Annotated in this window: 14 protein-coding genes; 7 read left to right on the top strand and 7 right to left on the bottom strand. The window is 65.7% G+C overall.

The features are described from left to right. The first annotated feature begins 438 nt into the window (after positions 1–438). The 7 genes from H1A17_RS08650 to H1A17_RS08620 all read left to right on the top strand — a co-directional run bounded on the left by H1A17_RS08650 (position 439) and on the right by H1A17_RS08620 (position 10,752). On the top strand, positions 439–1,488 hold the full coding sequence (locus H1A17_RS08650; protein WP_194821592.1) for a ComEC/Rec2 family competence protein: 1,050 nt from the start codon (positions 439–441) through the stop codon (positions 1,486–1,488). Then, positions 1,478–2,248: a hypothetical protein gene (locus tag H1A17_RS08645; protein ID WP_194821591.1), complete on the top strand. Its 771-nt coding sequence runs from the start codon at positions 1,478–1,480 to the stop codon at positions 2,246–2,248. Before H1A17_RS08650 ends, H1A17_RS08645 begins: the two co-directional genes overlap by 11 nt. Positions 2,249–2,500: 252 nt before the next feature. After that, a complete protein-coding gene (locus H1A17_RS08640; RefSeq protein WP_194821590.1) occupies positions 2,501–4,888 on the top strand; it encodes a class I SAM-dependent DNA methyltransferase in 2,388 nt (795 codons plus the stop codon). Further along, positions 4,881–6,116 (top strand): restriction endonuclease subunit S, encoded by a 1,236-nt coding sequence (locus tag H1A17_RS08635; protein WP_194821589.1) that lies wholly within the window; start codon positions 4,881–4,883, stop codon positions 6,114–6,116. The genes H1A17_RS08640 and H1A17_RS08635 overlap by 8 nt, the downstream gene beginning before the upstream one ends. Beyond that, a complete protein-coding gene (locus H1A17_RS08630) occupies positions 6,088–9,378 on the top strand; it encodes an HsdR family type I site-specific deoxyribonuclease (protein ID WP_309236733.1) in 3,291 nt (1,096 codons plus the stop codon). Before H1A17_RS08635 ends, H1A17_RS08630 begins: the two co-directional genes overlap by 29 nt. Beyond that, positions 9,375–10,091, top strand: coding sequence for a M48 family metallopeptidase (locus H1A17_RS08625; RefSeq protein ID WP_228543159.1), 717 nt, complete (start codon positions 9,375–9,377; stop codon positions 10,089–10,091). The genes H1A17_RS08630 and H1A17_RS08625 overlap by 4 nt, the downstream gene beginning before the upstream one ends. A gap of 214 nt (positions 10,092–10,305) precedes the next feature. Next, positions 10,306–10,752, top strand: a complete 447-nt coding sequence (locus H1A17_RS08620; RefSeq protein WP_194821588.1) for an NUDIX domain-containing protein — start codon at positions 10,306–10,308, stop codon at positions 10,750–10,752. On the opposite strand, the gene H1A17_RS08615 is transcribed toward H1A17_RS08620, so the two are convergent. Genes H1A17_RS08615 through H1A17_RS08585 form a run of 7 tightly spaced genes read right to left on the bottom strand, consistent with a single transcriptional unit; the run spans position 10,735 to position 17,160 of the window. Continuing rightward, positions 10,735–11,322: a histidine phosphatase family protein gene (locus tag H1A17_RS08615; RefSeq protein WP_194821587.1), complete on the bottom strand. Its 588-nt coding sequence runs from the start codon at positions 11,320–11,322 to the stop codon at positions 10,735–10,737. The two genes, H1A17_RS08620 and H1A17_RS08615, sit on opposite strands and share 18 nt — an antisense overlap. After that, a complete protein-coding gene (locus H1A17_RS08610; protein ID WP_194821586.1) occupies positions 11,319–12,065 on the bottom strand; it encodes an SDR family NAD(P)-dependent oxidoreductase in 747 nt (248 codons plus the stop codon). Before H1A17_RS08610 ends, H1A17_RS08615 begins: the two co-directional genes overlap by 4 nt. Beyond that, on the bottom strand, positions 12,062–13,204 hold the full coding sequence (locus tag H1A17_RS08605; RefSeq protein ID WP_194821585.1) for a hypothetical protein: 1,143 nt from the start codon (positions 13,202–13,204) through the stop codon (positions 12,062–12,064). The genes H1A17_RS08610 and H1A17_RS08605 overlap by 4 nt, the downstream gene beginning before the upstream one ends. Beyond that, the gene (locus H1A17_RS35530; protein WP_194821584.1) at positions 13,192–14,268 is read right to left on the bottom strand and encodes a glycosyltransferase family 9 protein; all 1,077 of its coding nucleotides are present in this window, start codon (positions 14,266–14,268) and stop codon (positions 13,192–13,194) included. Before H1A17_RS35530 ends, H1A17_RS08605 begins: the two co-directional genes overlap by 13 nt. Next, positions 14,265–14,819 carry a phosphoribosyltransferase gene (locus H1A17_RS08595; RefSeq protein ID WP_194821583.1) on the bottom strand — a complete coding sequence of 185 codons (555 nt, stop codon included), beginning with the start codon at positions 14,817–14,819 and terminating at the stop codon, positions 14,265–14,267. The genes H1A17_RS35530 and H1A17_RS08595 overlap by 4 nt, the downstream gene beginning before the upstream one ends. Further along, entirely contained in the window at positions 14,816–16,723 is a 1,908-nt protein-coding gene (locus H1A17_RS08590) for a hypothetical protein (protein ID WP_194821582.1), read from the bottom strand. Before H1A17_RS08590 ends, H1A17_RS08595 begins: the two co-directional genes overlap by 4 nt. Next, the gene (locus H1A17_RS08585; RefSeq protein ID WP_194821581.1) at positions 16,720–17,160 is read right to left on the bottom strand and encodes a DUF4254 domain-containing protein; all 441 of its coding nucleotides are present in this window, start codon (positions 17,158–17,160) and stop codon (positions 16,720–16,722) included. Before H1A17_RS08585 ends, H1A17_RS08590 begins: the two co-directional genes overlap by 4 nt. Positions 17,161–17,172 lie beyond the last annotated feature (12 nt).

Raw genomic sequence — 17,172 nt, 5'->3', positions numbered from 1 at the left:
GCCGGCGACCGCGACCACGACCAGGCCGGCCGCGCCGGCCGAGGCGAACCCGGCCCGGCGACGCCGCTGCGCCCGCCGCCCCGCCGCGACGATGTCGTCGGCGGTACGGGTCATCGGTGGCTCCTGACCGGTCACCGCGTCCACGAATTCATGCAACTGCACTGGTCCACTCCTCGATCGAATTCCCGGTGAGACTGATGCGTTCGGCGGCGAGCGACTCGCGCAGCTTCGCCAGGCCACGGGAGACCTGACTCTTGGCGGTAGTCAAGTACCGCAAGAAGCCAACAGATCCCGCCTCAATAGGCAACGAGCAACAGGTCTAGCAGGTGACGAGCAGAAGATGTCTCTCACAATGGCCGACGTCCATGAGGGTCGAGGCGTACAGTTCGGCGAGGTTCGATCATGTGTACGACACATCTCGTAGGGATTGAGAGAACGATGTTCGAGGTGGACTTTCTGCCGGTGGAGAACCGGGACCAGGACGGCGGCAAGAGCGGCGACGCCATCGCGATCAATTTCACCTGGCACGCCGAGCAGCGGCAAGCCGTTGTGGTGATCGACGGCGGCTTCAAGGACACCGCCGACTCACTGGTCAGCCACATCAGGGAGTACTACGGTACGAACGTGGTGGACCTGATGATCTCCACGCATCCCGATGCGGACCACCTGAATGGACTCGCGGGGGTCGTGGACGCCCTCGAGGTGCGGGAGCTGATGGTCCACCAGCCCCGCGCACACGCCCGTGACGTGTCCGACTTCAGCAATCTCGAGGCCCTGGACGAACTCCTGGACAGGGCCAAAGCTCGGAACGTGGTGGTGAGCGAGCCCTTCACCGGCGAGTCGCGGTTCGGTGGTCAGCTGACGGTGCTGGGGCCGACGACCAGCTACTACGAGAACCTGCTGGCGCAGCAGTTGTGGGAAGCCAAGCATTTGGCCGCGTCGGCGACGTCCGCCAGGGGCTGGTGGCAGCGAGGGGTCAACCTCCTCGAACGAGCAGTCGACTGGCTGCCGGTGGAGACGCTGACCGACGACGGCGAGACCAGCCACCGGAACAACTCCTCGGTGATCACGTTGCTGACCCTGGACGGACAGCGGATGTTGTTCACCGGCGACGCCGGCATCCCCGCCATGACGGCCGCCGCCGATCAGTACGAGAACACATACGGACCTTTCGCGGCATCCCCGCTGTCCTTTATGCAGGCGCCGCACCACGGGAGCAAGCGCAACCTGGGACCCACCCTCCTGAACCGCATACTCGGCATGCCCAACTTGCCGCACGCGCCCTCGACAATCGCCTTCATCAGCTCCGCCAAGGCGGCTCCGAAGCATCCCTCACCGAAGGTGGTCAACGCCCTGGCGCGTCGAGGTTGCTTCGTGGGAGCCACCGAGGGGAAAGCCATTTGCCATAACTCGGGAACGCTGACGCGTCCGGGGTGGGGCACCTTGCAGCCACTCCCGGCGCTGGTCGAGGACGACGATGAAGCTTAGTGAGGCGGTCAGCGGCTTTGACTCCTACAGCCGGCGAGCTCGCATCTATCCCGCAATGCTCGCCGTGCTACCCATCGCGCTGATCTCGGCGCTACTCACGAACAATAAACCGCTCGTGGCGCTGAGCCCGATCTTGTTGAGCGCAGGAACATTGTTCCTTGCCAGCAACATCGTGCGCGTACTCGGCCAACGCAGGCAGCAACGCCTGATCGTGACGTGGGACGGTATGCCCACGACCAAGCTGCTCCGATTCCGCGAGGCTCAGAACAGCGTCATGTTGCAACGGCGTCGACGAGCCTTGGAAGCGCTGTTCGGCGCTCCGCTACCCACCCGTCGGCAAGAAGCCGCCAACCCTCAAAAGGCAGATGAAGCCTACATCGCAGCAACCCGCTGCCTGATCACCCATGTGCGTACGCGACCTGGCCAGTTTCCCCTCATTGATCACGAAAACGCCGCCTACGGCTTCGCCCGCAATCTGCTTGGCATCAAACCGCTCGCGCTCGTCGTGCTCACGGCCTCAGCTGCGGCGGACGCTGTCATCTATTTGCGCGACGGGCTGACGAGCCCGCTCGTAGTGGTCGGCGGACTGCACTTGAGCCTCGCCGCCGCCTGGCTCTTCTTCATCCGACCCGCGTGGGTGCGCCAGGCTGCCGAGACCTACGCCGAGCGGCTTCTCGAAGCCTTAGACCTACCGCCCGAACGAGCTACCAACGAGCAGAACGGTAGCGCAGACCAGACGCCCAGCCTCGCAGCAGAGTAACTTCGCTCTGCGAGATCGCTCGCACCCTATCGGTCGTTTCATGTGCATTAGACCCAATGCGAACCACTCCGCCATCATGACCCACCGCGCACCCCGCATCAGGCGCGCCCTTGGGTTGCTGGAGCGTCACACCCGGTCACGATCGGCAGTCTAAAAGCGTCCGCGACACAGTGATCCGCCTACGGGCGGCGGCCTGCGCGGGCCTAGGCTTGGCGGTTGCACGACGATGGGCGAGCGTAGAGGGTGGAGCGGGTGCGGAAGTTGACGTTGCCGCAGTTGGAGCGGCATCTGTTCGCGGCGGCGGACATCCTGCGGGGCAAGATGGACGCCTCGGAGTTCAAGGAGTACATCTTCGGGATGCTGTTCCTCAAGCGGGCGTCGGACATGTTCGACGCCGAGCGGGAACGGGTCCTGGCCCGCTACGCCGACCGCGGCCCACAGGAAGCCGAGCACCGCGCCGAGCAGCCGGAGTCGTACCGGGACGCCTTCTTCGTCCCGAAGATTGCGCGCTGGGACCGTCTTCGGCGGCTGCACGACGATGTCGGTAGCGGCATCAACAAGGCATTGTCTGCCTTGGAGGAGGCTAACCCCGATTCACTGGAAGCGGTTCTTCAGCACATCAACTTCAACCAGCAGGTCGGGAACTCGCGTATACCGGACAAGAAGCTGCGGGATCTAATCGCGCACTTCAGCAAGTACCGCCTGCGCACCGAGGACTTCGAGTTTCCGGACCTGCTAGGCGCTGCGTACGAGTATCTGATCAAGGAGTTCGCGGATTCGGCCGGCAAGAAGGGCGGTGAGTTTTACACCCCCCGGGCGGTGGTTCGGATGATGGTCCGCTTGGTCAAGCCGGCCGAGGGCATGAGCGTGTACGACCCGTGCTCGGGCTCCGGCGGAATGCTGATCCACGCCAAGGAGTACGTCGAGGAGCACGGCGGCAACCCGCGCAACCTACTGCTGGCCGGGCAGGAGGACGCCGGCAGCGTCTGGTCGATCTCGAAGATCAACCTGCTGTTACACGGCATCCCCGACGCAAAGATCGAGAACGACGACACCCTGGCCAACCCTCGTCACGCACACGGCGGCCAGCTCGACCTATTCGACCGGGTGCTGTCCAACCCACCGTTCTCGCAGAACTATTCCACGGACGGCATGCGTTACAGCAGCCGGTTCCGCTGGGGCTGGGCACCCGAAGGTGGTAAGAAGGCCGATCTGATGTTCGTCCAGCACATGATCGCCATGCTCAAAGCCAATGGCATTGCGGCCACCGTCATGCCGCACGGCGTGCTGTTCCGCAGTGGCGCCGAGCGTGACATCCGCACTAACCTTCTTAACGACGACGTCATCGAAGCCGTCATCGGTCTAGCCCCCAACCTTTTCTACGGGACGGGTATCCCCGCCTGCGTGTTGGTGCTCCGCGCGCCCGGGTCCAAGCCACCAGAGCGGGCCGGACAGGTGCTGTTCATCAACGCCGACCACGAATACGCCGCTGGCCGCGCCCAGAACTACCTGCTGCCCGAGCACATCGAGAAAATCGTGTACGCGTATGAGGCGTTCACGAACATCCCGGGCTACGCCCGAGTGGTGACCCGCGCGGAGTTGCGAGACAACGACGACAATCTGAACATCCGCAGGTATGCCGACAACGCCCCGCCACCCGAGCCGCACGACGTGCGCGCCCACCTGAACGGCGGCGTGCCGAAGGCCGAGGTTGCCGACAAAACAGACCTCTTCGCCGCGCACGGCTTCACCACTGATGCCGTGTTCGCAGACCGGGACGACAGCTACTTCGACTTTGCCCCAGCCGTCGACCGCGCCGCGCTCGCCGCACTGGTTACGAACCATGCCGGGGTTCGCGCCCGCGAGTCCTCGCTGGCCGCCGCCCAGGACGACTGGTGGGACGAGCACCGCAAGCTGGTCATCGAGCTGCCGGCGACACAGCGGCTGATGGCAGCCCGCACCGAGCTGATCGAGTCCTTCATCGACGCGTTGTTGCCGGTAGGGCTACTCGACCGGTTCCAGATCGCTGGGGTGATTGTGCGTTGGTGGGACGACAACCAATACAACCTACGAACCCTTGCCACTCACGGGTTCGGTGGCGTCATTGACGGCTGGATGGTCACCATCGAGGCCGCACTCGGCTCCGACGCCCCGTACCATCACCCGCTTCCGCTGCGGCTGATCCCCGAGTATCTCGAAGAGCTCAATGGCGTCGAGGCGGAGCGAGCGTCGTTGGAGTCCCAGATCGCCATAGCCACCTCAAGTCGGGACGGAGATGAAGAGGGCGACGAGACAGGTGCCGAACCGGAGATCGGTCCGGCTGAGTTGAAGCGGATCAAAGCCCAACTTGCCAAGATCAAGCGGCGGCAGCGGGAGCTTGAGGCCGCGCTCATCGCTCGAATGGACAAGGCTCGATCAGCCCTCACTGACCAAGAGGAACAAGACCTCGTGCTGGGCATCTGGCGTCAGCACCTGACCGCCCATCTGGACCGTTACACTTGCAACCACCGTCGCATGGTTATCGCTGCGCTTGAGAATTGGTGGGACAAGTACGCAGTGTCACTCGCCGATATCGAAGGCCGGCGCGACGCCGCTGCCGCCCAGCTCACCACTTACCTCCGGGAGTTGGGCCATGCTTAACACGCACGAACACCTGCTCAGCGGACGTCCCGACGGGTGGACAGTCTCCACTCTAAACAAGATCGCGACTCGAATCGAGTCCGGCGGAACCCCGTCTCGCTACGTACCTGCCTATTGGAACGGAAGTATCCCATGGGTGACACCAGGCGAACTGACGGGTCATGGCGACAAATACCTGCGTTCGACCCGTGATCGGATAACCAGCCAAGGATGCGCCGCTTCCGCTGCACGGGTAGTGCCGGTCGATAGCCTTATTGTTACCACGAGGGCGACAATAGGGTCAGTAGCTCTTGCGGGTGTTCCCCTCAGCACGAATCAAGGATTCAATTCCATCGTCTTCCGTGGTGGCTGCGACCCCCACTTCTTCTACCACCTCTTCAAAATTCTCAAACCGGAGATGGTACGCCGCGCATCGGGCACTACTTTCCTGGAGATATCAAGGCGAGAGTTCGGCCTTATCAATGTGCCTCTTCCCCCACTGCCTGAACAGCGGAGAATTGCAGAGATATTAGACTCGGTGGACGAGGCGATCCGCTCAACTGAGCGGCTAGTTGGGAAGGCTTCGACTGTTAGCTTCGCCCTCCGGCGCCAACTGCTGCTAGGGAATGGTCTGCCAGATGCGAATCGTAGTTCTGCAAGAATCGGGGACGTGCTCGTTCGAGCCGAATACGGCATCTCCTCACCCCTTGGGTATGGAGCCGGAGTGCCAGTCCTTCGGATGAATAATCTCAAGGGTGGCGAAGTCGACACCGCCGACCTAAAGTACACCGTGTTTCCCGTGCCACAAAGGCTGTTCTTGAATTACAAAGATGTGCTGTTCAATCGAACCAACAGTCTCGATCACGTCGGGCGCACTTCGATCTGGCGAGGCGCCGCAGGAACAACTACCTTCGCCTCCTATTTGGTGAGGCTTGTTCAGGATGAGCGAACGATACTACCCGAGTATCTCATGCTGTGGTTGAACCTGGACGAGGTTCAAATCGAGATGCGGCGGTTTGCCACGCCTGGCGTGCACCAGGTGAACATCAATCCAACTAATCTCAAGAAGGTGCGAATCGAGTTCCCGCACTCACTGGAACAGCAGGAGGCGATATGTCGTAAGATTGCGGCCAGCGACCCTCCTGTGACTCAAGCTCGTGCTGAGCTGGCTAAGCTCGAAAAACTCAAGCAAGGGCTAATGGAGGATCTGTTGACAGGACGTGTTCGGGTTCCGGCAGAAAGGGCGTAGCGGGGTGGGCTCGGGGTCGGAGTACGAACGGGTCGAGCAACCGTTGCTTAAGCAGCTCATCCGGATGGGCTGGCAGCACATCGAGGGCAGCAAGGCGGACCAGCCCAACGTCACGGGGCGGGAGAGCTTTCGGGACGTGCTGCTGATCAACCGGCTCCGCGCCGCGCTGCTGCGGATCAACCTAAATGACGACGGCCGCGCGTGGCTCGATGACAGGCGAATCAGCCAGGCGATCTCTCAGCTCACCCGGCCTCAGGCCAATTCCTTGCTGGAGATCAACGAGGAACTGACCGAGAAGCTGTTACGCGGCGTCACCGTCGAGGGGATTCCGGGCTGGGATGGCGGCCGGGACCGTACGGTCCACTTCATCGATTGGACCAGTACCGATCCGCTGGCCCGTAACGAGTTCCTGGTGGTCAACCAGTTCCGGGTCAATCCGCCCGGTGGACGTGCCCCGATCTATCCGGACGCGGTGCTGTTCGTCAACGGCATCCCTCTGGTTGTGGTGGAGGCCAAGTCCCCGACCGTGCCGGCTCCGATCAACGCGGCGATTGACCAGCTACGCCGATACGCCAATCAGCGTGGCTCGGTCGAGCCCGAGGGCAGCGAGCGGCTGTTCCACACCAACCAGTTCGTCGTTGCCACCTCCTTCCACGAGGCCCGGGTGGGCACGCTCACCTCACTTGCCGAGCACTACGTGGAGTGGAAGACAACTGCCCCCGCACCCGAAGAGGACGTCCAAGACGACCTCGGCGTAACGCGGTTGTCGTCGCAGCAGCGTTTGGCCGCGGGGATGCTGCACCCGGCCCGCCTGCTGGACCTGGTGCGGCACTTTACGTTGTTCATGCAGCCAGAGGACCAGAAGATCAAGGTGGTGGCACGGTATCAGCAGTACCGGGCAGTGCGGGCGACCATCGATCGGCTGGTTAGCGGGCCGACCCGGGCGCAGGACGGTGCGCATGATCGGCGTGGCGGGATCATCTGGCACACCCAGGGCTCCGGCAAGAGCTTGACCATGGTGTTCCTGGTGCGGGCGATGCGCTCGCATCCGGCGCTTGTGGGGTTCAAGGTGGTCGTGATCACCGACCGACGCGACCTGCAAAAGCAGCTCGCGGGCACGGCCGAGCTTACCGGCGAGACGGTGCACACGGCCAAGAGCGTCGCGAAAGCCAAGCAGTTCCTCGCCATGCCGGGCAAGGCGCTGCTCTTCGTGATGATCCAGAAGTACCGGAATCCGGAGGCGCGCAAGAACGACGACGCGGCGTTGAAGACCATCGGCGAGCTCGACCCGTCACCTGAGGTGCTGGTGCTGGTGGACGAGGCGCACCGGTCGCACGCCAGCGCGCTGCATGCCGCGCTGCGCACGGCCCTTCCCAACGCTGCTCGAGTCGGCTTCACCGGCACACCGATCATCATGGGTGCGAAAAAGAAAACGCACGCGATCTTCGGTGCCTACCTCGACCGGTACGACATCCGCCAGTCGGAAGCCGACGGCGCCACCGTGCCGATCGTGTACGAGGGCCGCACCACCCGCGGTGGGGTTGCCGACGCCGACGACATCGACGAGTTCATCGACTTGTACGGGCTCAGCCCTGAGCAGACCGAGCAGCTTAAGCAGCGGTACGCCACCAAGGCGCACGTCAACGAGGCCGAGCAGCTCATCGCCGCCAAGGCGCGTAACATGCTGCGCCACTACGTGGACGTGGTGCTGCCCAACGGGTTCAAGGCTCAGGTGGTGGCCAGCAGCCGGCGGGCCACCGTGCGCTACCGCAACGCGCTACTGGCCGCCCGCGACGAGTTGGTGGCCGAGCTGGACGCCCTGGACCTGGTGTGGCGGGAGCCCGAGGCGCTGGCACGGGTCGACCGGCTGCCGGCGAAGCGGGCCACGCTGGTGCGGGCCTGGCGGTACCGGGACGTCATCGCCGCCCTGGACTTCGTCCCAGTGATCTCCGGCCGGCAGAACGACCCGGCAGACCTGGCCGCCTGGACCAGCGGCTACGAACAGGTCGTCGAGGACTTCAAGGCCAAAAAGCTGCCGATGCCTGGCGTGCCCGCCGAGCAGGCCAGCCCGGTCGCCATGCTGATCGTCAACGCGATGCTGCTGACCGGGTTCGACGCGCCCCGGGAGCAGGTGCTCTACCTGGACAAGGCGGTTCGCGAGGCCGACCTGCTCCAGGCCATCGCCCGGGTCAACCGCACCGCGCCCGGCAAGAGCGTCGGTTACGTGGTGGACTACTACGGCGTCGCCCAGCATCTGGCGCAGGCGCTGGAGGCGTACGCCCCGGACGACATCGAGGGCGCGCTGAGCAGCCTCGACGACGAGGTGCCGCGCCTGGCCGCCGCACACGCCGCCGTCCGGCAGCTCTTCGGTGGCATTCGGGACCTCAGCACCGTCGCCGCCCAGGATACCTGCGTGGAGGCGTTGGCCGACGAGCGGCTGCGGGCGAGGTTCGAGGCTGCGCTCAAGATGTTCACCCGCAGCCTGGAGATCGTGTTGCCGTCGGAGAAGGCGCTGCGGTACGTGGCCGACGGCAAGGCATTCGGCGCTATTGCGCACCTGGCCCGCCGCCGCTACCGCGACCACACCCTGTTCGACGTCCGCGTGTACGGGGAGAAGGTCCGCGCGTTGATCGACGCGCACGTCCATGCCTTGGGCATCGAGCAGAAGATCCCGCCGATCTCCATCACGGCCGCCGACTACGCCGAGAAGGTCAGCGGGCTGACCAGCCCGCGCGCGAAGGCGTCGGAGATGGAGCACGCCATCCGGCACCACATCAGCGAGCACATGGACAGCGACCCGGCCCACTACCAGCGGCTTTCCGAACATCTGGAGCAGATCCTCACCGAGCTGCGGGATCAGTGGGAGCAGCTCGCGCTGGCGCTAGCCGACTTCCTGCCGGTGGTGACCGCCGGGCGGACCAAGCATGCCGAGGGGCTCGACCCGCGTACCGAGGCGCCGTTCCATGACCTCATCGCCGAAGCGCTGGCCGAACATGGCCGGCCAGTCTCCCCCGAGACCACTGGACCGCTGCGACAGGCCACCATCGACGTCGTACACCTCATCCGCGAGGACATTCGCCTGGTCGGCTTCTGGGACAACCCACACAAGCGCGAACAGCTTCGACGGGCGGTCATCGCGCGACTGGACGACAGTCGGCTGGAGGACGGCAGCGACCTATTCAAGTACGCCATGCTACGGCCGCTCGCCGACCGGCTGCTGGAGCTGGCCATGCACAACCACCACCGGCTGGTGTCGTCATGAGCGTGGCCGAGGCGCTGCCCGACACGATGCTCATCGGGGACCTACACTTCGCGGTCCGCGAATCGCCGCGACGCGCCACCGTTGGCATCACCGTCGATCGGGACGGATCGCTGTACCTGCAAACCCCTACTGGGTGCCCGCCGGACGCGTTGGCCGCGTGGGCGTACTCCAAACGGATGTGGGTCTACCGCAAGCTGGCCGAGAAGGACCTGCTGCTATCGGCCCGCCCAGCGAAAGAGTTCGTCAGCGGGGAAGGATTCGCCTACCTGGGCCGCAGCCACCGCCTGCTCGTCACCGACGCCGACGAGGTGCGGATGGAACGCGGCCGGCTGCTTCTACCCCGATCGGCGGCGACCGGCCCAGACCCAGGCGCACATCTGGTCCGCTGGTACCGCGCCCGGGGCCGGCACTGGCTGCCCACTCGGATCCGTCGGTGGACCGACCGGATGGGGCTGGTCCCGACTGGACTGGACGTGCGTGACCTCGGCTACCGATGGGGATCCCTAAGCGCCAACGGCCGACTCAACATCCACTGGGCAACACTGCAACTACCACCGTCACTGATCGACTACGTGCTAGTACACGAGCTCGCGCACGTGGCGCACCCACAGCACACGCCCACGTTCTGGGCGACGGTGGAACGGGCTATGCCCGACTACAAACGCCGCAAGTCTGACCTCCTCGGTGCCGGTGCCCGGCTGTGGATGGGCTGACGTTCAGCGTGCACTACTTTACGAGCGGCACCGCCCATCTGGAGTCAGAGCCGTCGCATGGGGCCTATCCTGCCCTCGCTAAATTGGCACTCGGCCCGCACCCGTTGAGGCTGGGTAACGCTTGCCGAACGCTATTCAACACTTTGTGCTCGCACGACTTCACGGTGTAACTTCGAGTCTCCCTCGCCTTGGGCGGCTGCTGATTGGGGTCTACATGCGTGAGGTCGTGCGTCGATCGGTACGGGCGATCCTGTGGGACGAACGTGATCAGCTCGTGTTGATCAAGAGGACGAAGCCCGGCCAGGCCCCTTACTGGACTGCGCCCGGTGGCGGCCTTGAGCCGACAGACGCATCCCTCGATGCGGCCCTGCGTCGTGAGCTGCGGGAGGAGTTGGGCGCGGAGGCAGGTCGGCTTAGCCAAGTGTTCTTGTTCAGCTCGCCGTCAGGGGATGGGGTGTCCGTACAGCACTTCGTCTCCTGCCGGCTAACCCAGGTAGACGAGAGTGCCCGTACGGGTCCGGAGTTCGCTGATCCGGGCCGGGGTGGCTACGTTCTCGACCGAGTGGCTGTCGACCGCCTCCCTGAGGTGGACTTGAAGCCTGCAGCCCTGAAGGATTTTATCCTTGCCAACACTGACGCGTTGCTATCGGAGCTCAGCTAGGGCAGGCCAGATCCCTGCCGGTGCGAGCGAGAAGCGGCGCGCGGCTTGGAACACGTCTGGGGAGCGGCTCGCTCCGGTGGTGATCGCTGCGACGGCGCCGATGAGCACTCGGTGCGAGACGATCAATGCGGTGCTTCCCTCGACGGGGTGTCCGAGGATCGTCGCGGCGGCCATCGCCCTTTCGTAAAGGGCTGTGAGACTTTCGCCGCCGGGCAGGGCCGAGTCTGGGTCGCGGAGCCGGTTCGCGCGCCAGGTCTGGTACTCGGCTGGGTAGTCGTCCGGTCCTTTGCCGAGGACGCAATCGGGGGCGCGCCACTCGGCGTACAGCGAGTTGGGAGCGGCGAGCGGCACGCCGAGCAGCGCAGCCAGGATTTCCGCGCTTGTGGCGGCGCGTGGATGCGGGCTGGTCAACACGATCGCAGGCCGGACACCGCGGTCACGAAGTGCGTGGGCGGTGGCGGCGATCTGTGCCGCGCCGCGTGCGGTGAGGGGCGTGTCGGGGCGGGCATGGGCGTGGGGGCGGGTGATTCCGTCGAGGCTGGTTCCGTGGCGGATCCAGAGGGTCGTCATGACAGGTGCCAGCCGCCGTCGACGTTGATCGCTTGGCCGGTGATGAATCCTGCTTCCGGGGTGGCCAGGAAGGCGATGGCGGCGGCGACGTCCGAGGGCTGGCCCCGTCGTTTGATGCACTGTCGGTCGAGTTGGCGTCGGACCATGGCCTGGTGATCGGGTACGACGCTGTGTTCTGCGGGGACCTCGATCGAGCCGGGCCGCACGGTGTTGACGGTGATGTTGTGGGGACCGAGTTCGCGGGCGAGGGCGCGGACGAGTCCTTCCAGGCCGCTTTTCGCGGCGATGTAGCCGGCGAGGTCGACGCGTCCGAGCTGAGTCATGACTGAGGAGACAGCGACGATGCGGCCGTAGTTGTTGCTGATGAGGGCTGGTGTGGCGGCGCGGATGACAGCGGCGTGCGTGACGAGGTTGAGTTCGAGTTGGTCGCGTAGGACGTTGAGGTCCGTCCGGCTCCACGGGATGCGGGGGTACGCGCCGGCGTTGCTGATCAAGACTGCGAGTTGGCTGGCATGTTGCTCGATGGTGGCGCGGAGTGCGGTCTGGGTGCCAGCGGTGGTTAGGTCGCCGGTGACGGTGTGGGTCTGTGCGCCGTGGCGGCGGGCGGCCTCGACGACCGCGTCGAGGTTGGTGTCGTCGTATCGGTGGGTCAGGATGAGGTCGAAGGCGGCTGACAGCCGGGCGGCGGTGGCCGCGCCGATGCCGGTGCCTGCTCCGGTGATGACGGCGATGGGGCGGCTCATGAGGGCGGCTCCGCTGGCGTCTGGGTGGTGAGTCCGAGGATCTGCTCCAAGTCGGCGTCGGGTGCGTAGAGGTCGGCGAGTAGGCCCAGCGACAGAGCGGCGTCGCGGGGTTCCAGGAGCTGTAGTGGGTATACCGCGAGGATCCGCATGGCGAGGTACGGGCGTATCCAGGTGAGTAGATCCGTGGCGGTGGAGAGTGCGAGCGGTCGGGCGAGCGTCGTGAGGTATCGGGTGATGGCTTGCTGTCGGGCCGGCGATGGTTGGTGCTGGTAGTCGATGCCGACGGCGCGGGGGGAGAGTCTTCTGAGCCGTACGGTGGGTTCGACAGCTTCGGCGAGTGCCTTCCTGTGATCGGCGTAGGCGTCGGTGTTGTAGTGAGGGACGAGCCAGGCGCCGTGCAGTCTCTGGTACCAGAGGAAGCAGGCGATCTCGCCGGGGAGGGCGTTGAGGCCTGCGGTGTCGTAGTCGAACCAGACGGGCTGGTTGTCGGCGTCGAGGCCGATGTTGAAGTCGGTGGGGTCGCCCTGGGTCATCGCGGCCCAGACCTGCTCGTCCGGGTGGAAGGCGTCGCGTAGCTCGCTGACGAGGGCAGGAAGGTCGAGCCGTCGGGGCTCTCCGTTGACCATGAGGGTGGTCTTCCGCAGCTCAGAGGGCCGGAGACCGTCGGCGTCGGTCAGTTTGAGCAGGATCGGGTTGTGGCCGTAGTAGTGGTCCAGCCGGCCGCCAGGCTGGGCCCGGTCGCGGTAGAGCTTGCTGCTGGCGCGTGAGGCCGGGACTCGGCAGATGGTCGCGTCGATGGTTCGGCGGTAGTGCTGGAAGGTTGCGTCGAGCCCGCAGTCGAGGTTGGCCGCGCTGCCGGGGCCGGTGGACGTGAGAGCGTCGAGGAGCAGGCCGGTGTCCGGCAGATCGGGTTGGTGGCGGTCGTAGAGGGTGAGGGTCCAGTGCCCGACGCGATGCTGGGAATGCAGCCTCGGTAGCCGGTAGTGGTGGCGGATTCGGTGGTACCCGGCGACTTCGGCCGCGGCCTCCACGGGGTTCGGGTTCACCTTGGCGAAGAGGCGGTGTGCGCCGATGTCGAGGTGGAAGGTGCGGTTCATGGTGAAGCGGCGGTAGCGGCCAACGCGGATCATCGAGTCCACCAGCCCGCGCACTGCCCCGCGAAGTCGGCTATGACCTTGGCGGGGATGGTGCGAAGGTCGCTCGCGGTGGACCAGAGCGTATCGTCGTAGCGGTCCCGCACGGGACACGCGTCGGCGACCGACATCAGGTGCGAGAACGGGGTGGCCACCGCGTGGTGGCCTGCTGATCCGGTGATCCACTTGGCGTAGCCGTGCCGTCCGTAGAGGCCGACCACGTGCGGCTGGGTGCCGTCCGCTCGGATGGTGAGCGCGGCGAGATGGGTCAGGCCGGTGTCGTTGCCGATCACCAGCTCGGCGGCGGCGAAGAGGTCAATGCACTCGACCGTCGTCGGTCCGTGAATCACCTCGATCTGCCCTACGGATGCCGGACGCTGGTGGCCCGGTGGTGTCACCAGGCTGAAGCGCCAGGCACCCGAATGGCGGGCCGACAGGTGTTCGGCGATGGCGCCGAAGTTGTCGATGCCGTAGTCCTTGCGGTCGGGCCGACTCGTCGTGGCCACGAAGATCACGTGGAATGGGTCTGGCACTGCGACCGACGACCGGAACCTGGGGGACGGATCATCGGATGCGGGGAGCCTGACGCCGAGGGCTTGCTCGACGTCGAGGTAGTAGCGCATCGGCAGCGCAGCATGGACTTCGACAGTGTCGGCGTCGATGAGGTCGAGCAGTGTTGGAGGCGATTCCGGTACCGCGTCGAACTGCAAGGTGTCTTCGCTGCCGAGCGTGCCCAGTTGGCGCCCGTCGCCGCCCGTGACCATGACCGGAAGGGTGCACCGGGCGATCAGGTCCGCTCGGCTGCCGGCATACTCCAGGGTGCCGAACTGATCGTGGGTGGCGTCGTGAAGCGCCTGTGCCATGGCGAGGCCGAGCAGCAGGTCGCCGAGTCCACGAGAGCCGAAGTCGACGCGCCACCCATTCTCACGGACCGCGTCGAGGCGTGCCCGCCGGGATGGGGCCTCTCCGTTGGCCCGGCGATACGGCAGAAGCCGGCCGAGCGGCGCCTGTTCACGTCGGACGACGTACCGTCCGCCGCGGTGGCACACCGGTTCCTCGACGAGGGTCACAGCGTGGTCAGTACGCACAGCGGGACCCCATTGCGCTCGAGTAGCTGTCGGCCCTCGCCAGCGGTGTCTTCGACGAGGCAGAGCGCGCCGGTGATGTCGGCGCCGGCCGCGCGAAGCGCCTCGACGAGATTGGCCAGAGTGAGTCCGGTGGTGATCTCGTCGTCCACGATGAGGACGCGCAGTCCTTCGAAGTCGCCGTAGGCGAAGACCTCAAGACGCCGGGCATGCGGCTCGTGGAACACGAGCTTCCCGGGTAGGTCGAGGTTGACTTTCCAGGCGAGCCGATACTGACTGCCACTGGCCCAGGCCACCGCGATCGTCGGCACGATGCCGCCGGCGTCCAGGCCCAGGAGAAGATCGTGCGGCCGGTACGCCGGGTGCTCGCACCACCGCTTCCACAAGCTGCGTCCCGTCGCCAGGACCTGGTCAGCGGCCACGTCGGTGCGGATGCCATCAAGGCCGTGGACGACCCGGATCGGACGAGTGGTGTCGCCCACCCCGAGCCGGGTCACCCGATCGGCGTGAAGAACATCGTCAAAGGCGGTGGTCATCGAAATTCTGATCCTTCCGTCTGGGGCGTGTTGGACGCGACCAAGCAGCCGAGCACGTCGTGGTAGGCGAGGATTTTGGCGGCGGCTCCGCAGACCCGATGGGAGAGGGTTTCGTCCTGTCGCCACCGGTCGCCACTGACCTCGGCCACCGCCGGGAGGTCGATGTCGGCGTCCGGATGGCCGGTGGTGAAGGCGAGACGGACCTCCTCGCTGGCGTCGAGGTCCACCCCGTCGGCGCGCAGGATGATCTTCATGATCAGCACCACGTGCTTGTAGACAGCGCGGACATCGGGCTCGGGGTTCGCGGCGAGCCGCCGCAACACCATCACCACGAGCGGCAACTCGCTGCGTGAGGCGCGGTCGTCGGTTGGCGCGTCGAAGGCGTTGAGTACGAGGTCACTTCGGCGGTAGAGCAGGCCGCAGCCGTCGCGGGCTATCTGCCGTACCGCGTGCAGTACTCGGGGCGGGACCAACCCGGCGAGCATCTCCCGGGTGGTGAACGACGACAGTGCGATCTTCTCCCCCGCCGGTCCGCTCTGGGGTACACCCCTGGTCTGAAGCCAGCGCAGCGGCAGCGTGTCGCGTACGACAAGGAGGTCGATGTCGCTCCATCCCGGTAGCCAGCCCTGATGGGCGAGGCTCCCCGTGGCGGCGACGAGCGCGGTCTCAGAATCGGTCAGTCTGGCGACCCACTCTGCGATTACCGGTTGCAGGGCCTCAGGGATGGCCGTGTCCACGTCTGGTGGAACCGTGGCGCCGGACCTGCGGTGAACAACTTCCGTGACCGCCCTCTTCAGCGCGGCCAGGCTGCGGCCGTTGTCGATGACCGTGTCGGCGATCGACGCGATGCGGTCTGCGCCCCGGCTTCGCTTGATCGCGTCGCGGGCGGAGAGCGACTCCATGGCCTCGGTGGCCCGCTGCGCGCGAAGCCCGTCCGGGAGGCGGAGGAACACAATCTCGCAGCGCTCGCCCCAGATCCTGCGGAGGTGTGCTGTGGCGTCGAAACGGTGGGCGCTCTCCAGGCTGATCCGGTGCGAGCCCGGGTTCAGCGCGGCGAACCGCAGGATCTCTTCCGTGAGCATCTGCGGCTGGGTCAGCTCGTCCCATTCGCGATACGGATCTGCCATACCGAGCCGATCGGCGGCAAGCTGCATGAGGTAGCCGATCTTCAGCCGGGTGGCTGTGTGCTCCGTGCGGAGCAACTCGCCGACCGTGCTCTTGCCACTCTCGGACATACCAGCGAGCACCCAAAGGTGCTGGATCCGGTCCGGCGGCAGCGGAACGACGGGCACGTCGAGTTGCCTCAGGACCTGGCGGATTTCGCGCTGCACATCGAGGAGTGGGCGGTGCCCGCGCACCACGATGGCCTCGTACTCGCCGCCATCAACTTGAAGATCGATCGCCTCGGCCAGTCGCCGCTGGTACTCGACGTAGCGTTCGGTGGCCGGGACAGGCTCACGTGCCACGGCGTGGTGCGCCTCGGCCACCGGCTGGTCGCTGTGACGCAGCAGCAGGTGCAGCTCACGGCGCGGCGCGGGGGCGTAGCGGCGTGCTCTGGCCTCAACGTGGGCGAGCGCCTCGGCGGTGGATGTGCCGTCCTTGACCGCCGCTGTCGCCGCGCAGGTCGCCACAAGCATCGGCCAACCGCGGTCCTCCAACGCCAAGGAGCCGCCACCGGCACACCGCGCGGCGTGGGAGCTGAAGACGAGATCGATGTGTTCGTCGGTGGTGCTGTCGACGAACCACCACTGACTGAAGTCTCGTCGCGACACCTCGGCCCATCGCCGGTCCCACCGATCGACTGTCCCAGTGAACGCGACATCCGGCATCGCCGACGCCAGCCAGCGGGCGTTCGTGGTCTTGCCGACGTTGTCGGCGCCGTTGAGGGTGACGGCGGTCCTCATCGCGGCTCCCGATAGCTCTTGAGCGTGCGCCAGTGAGGAATGCGGCGGCGACCTTCATGGATGTCGAGCACAAGGGTGTCGAAGGCTTCGGTGAGCTCGGTGAACTGCTGGAGCGCCAGCGAAGGATCGACGTCGCTCGGGTCCAGCTCGGCGGTCTCCGAGAATCGCCTCCACCGAACCCACGCGATGGCCAGGCGGTCGATCACGGAGCCGATCGTCTCGGTGTGCAACGGTGCCCCGCCCGGAGGCCGAATCACGTGCTCAACCCAGGAGTCGATCTCCCCGATGAGAACGACGCGAGTGGCGTTGAGACGATCGATTGATCTCTTGGCAGCAGCCACCACGTGGTCGTCAGCGGCCGGGTCGCGGGAGATCGTCTCCGCCGCCCATTGTTCGCCGTGGTGCGAGGCGAGCCGGGACGCCGCGTGAAGGGGCACTGCCCAGACCTC

Source organism: Micromonospora sp. S-DT3-3-22 (assembly GCF_015354745.1).
Taxonomy (GTDB): domain Bacteria; phylum Actinomycetota; class Actinomycetes; order Mycobacteriales; family Micromonosporaceae; genus Micromonospora; species Micromonospora wenchangensis.
This window is presented reverse-complemented; position numbering and strand designations above follow the sequence as displayed.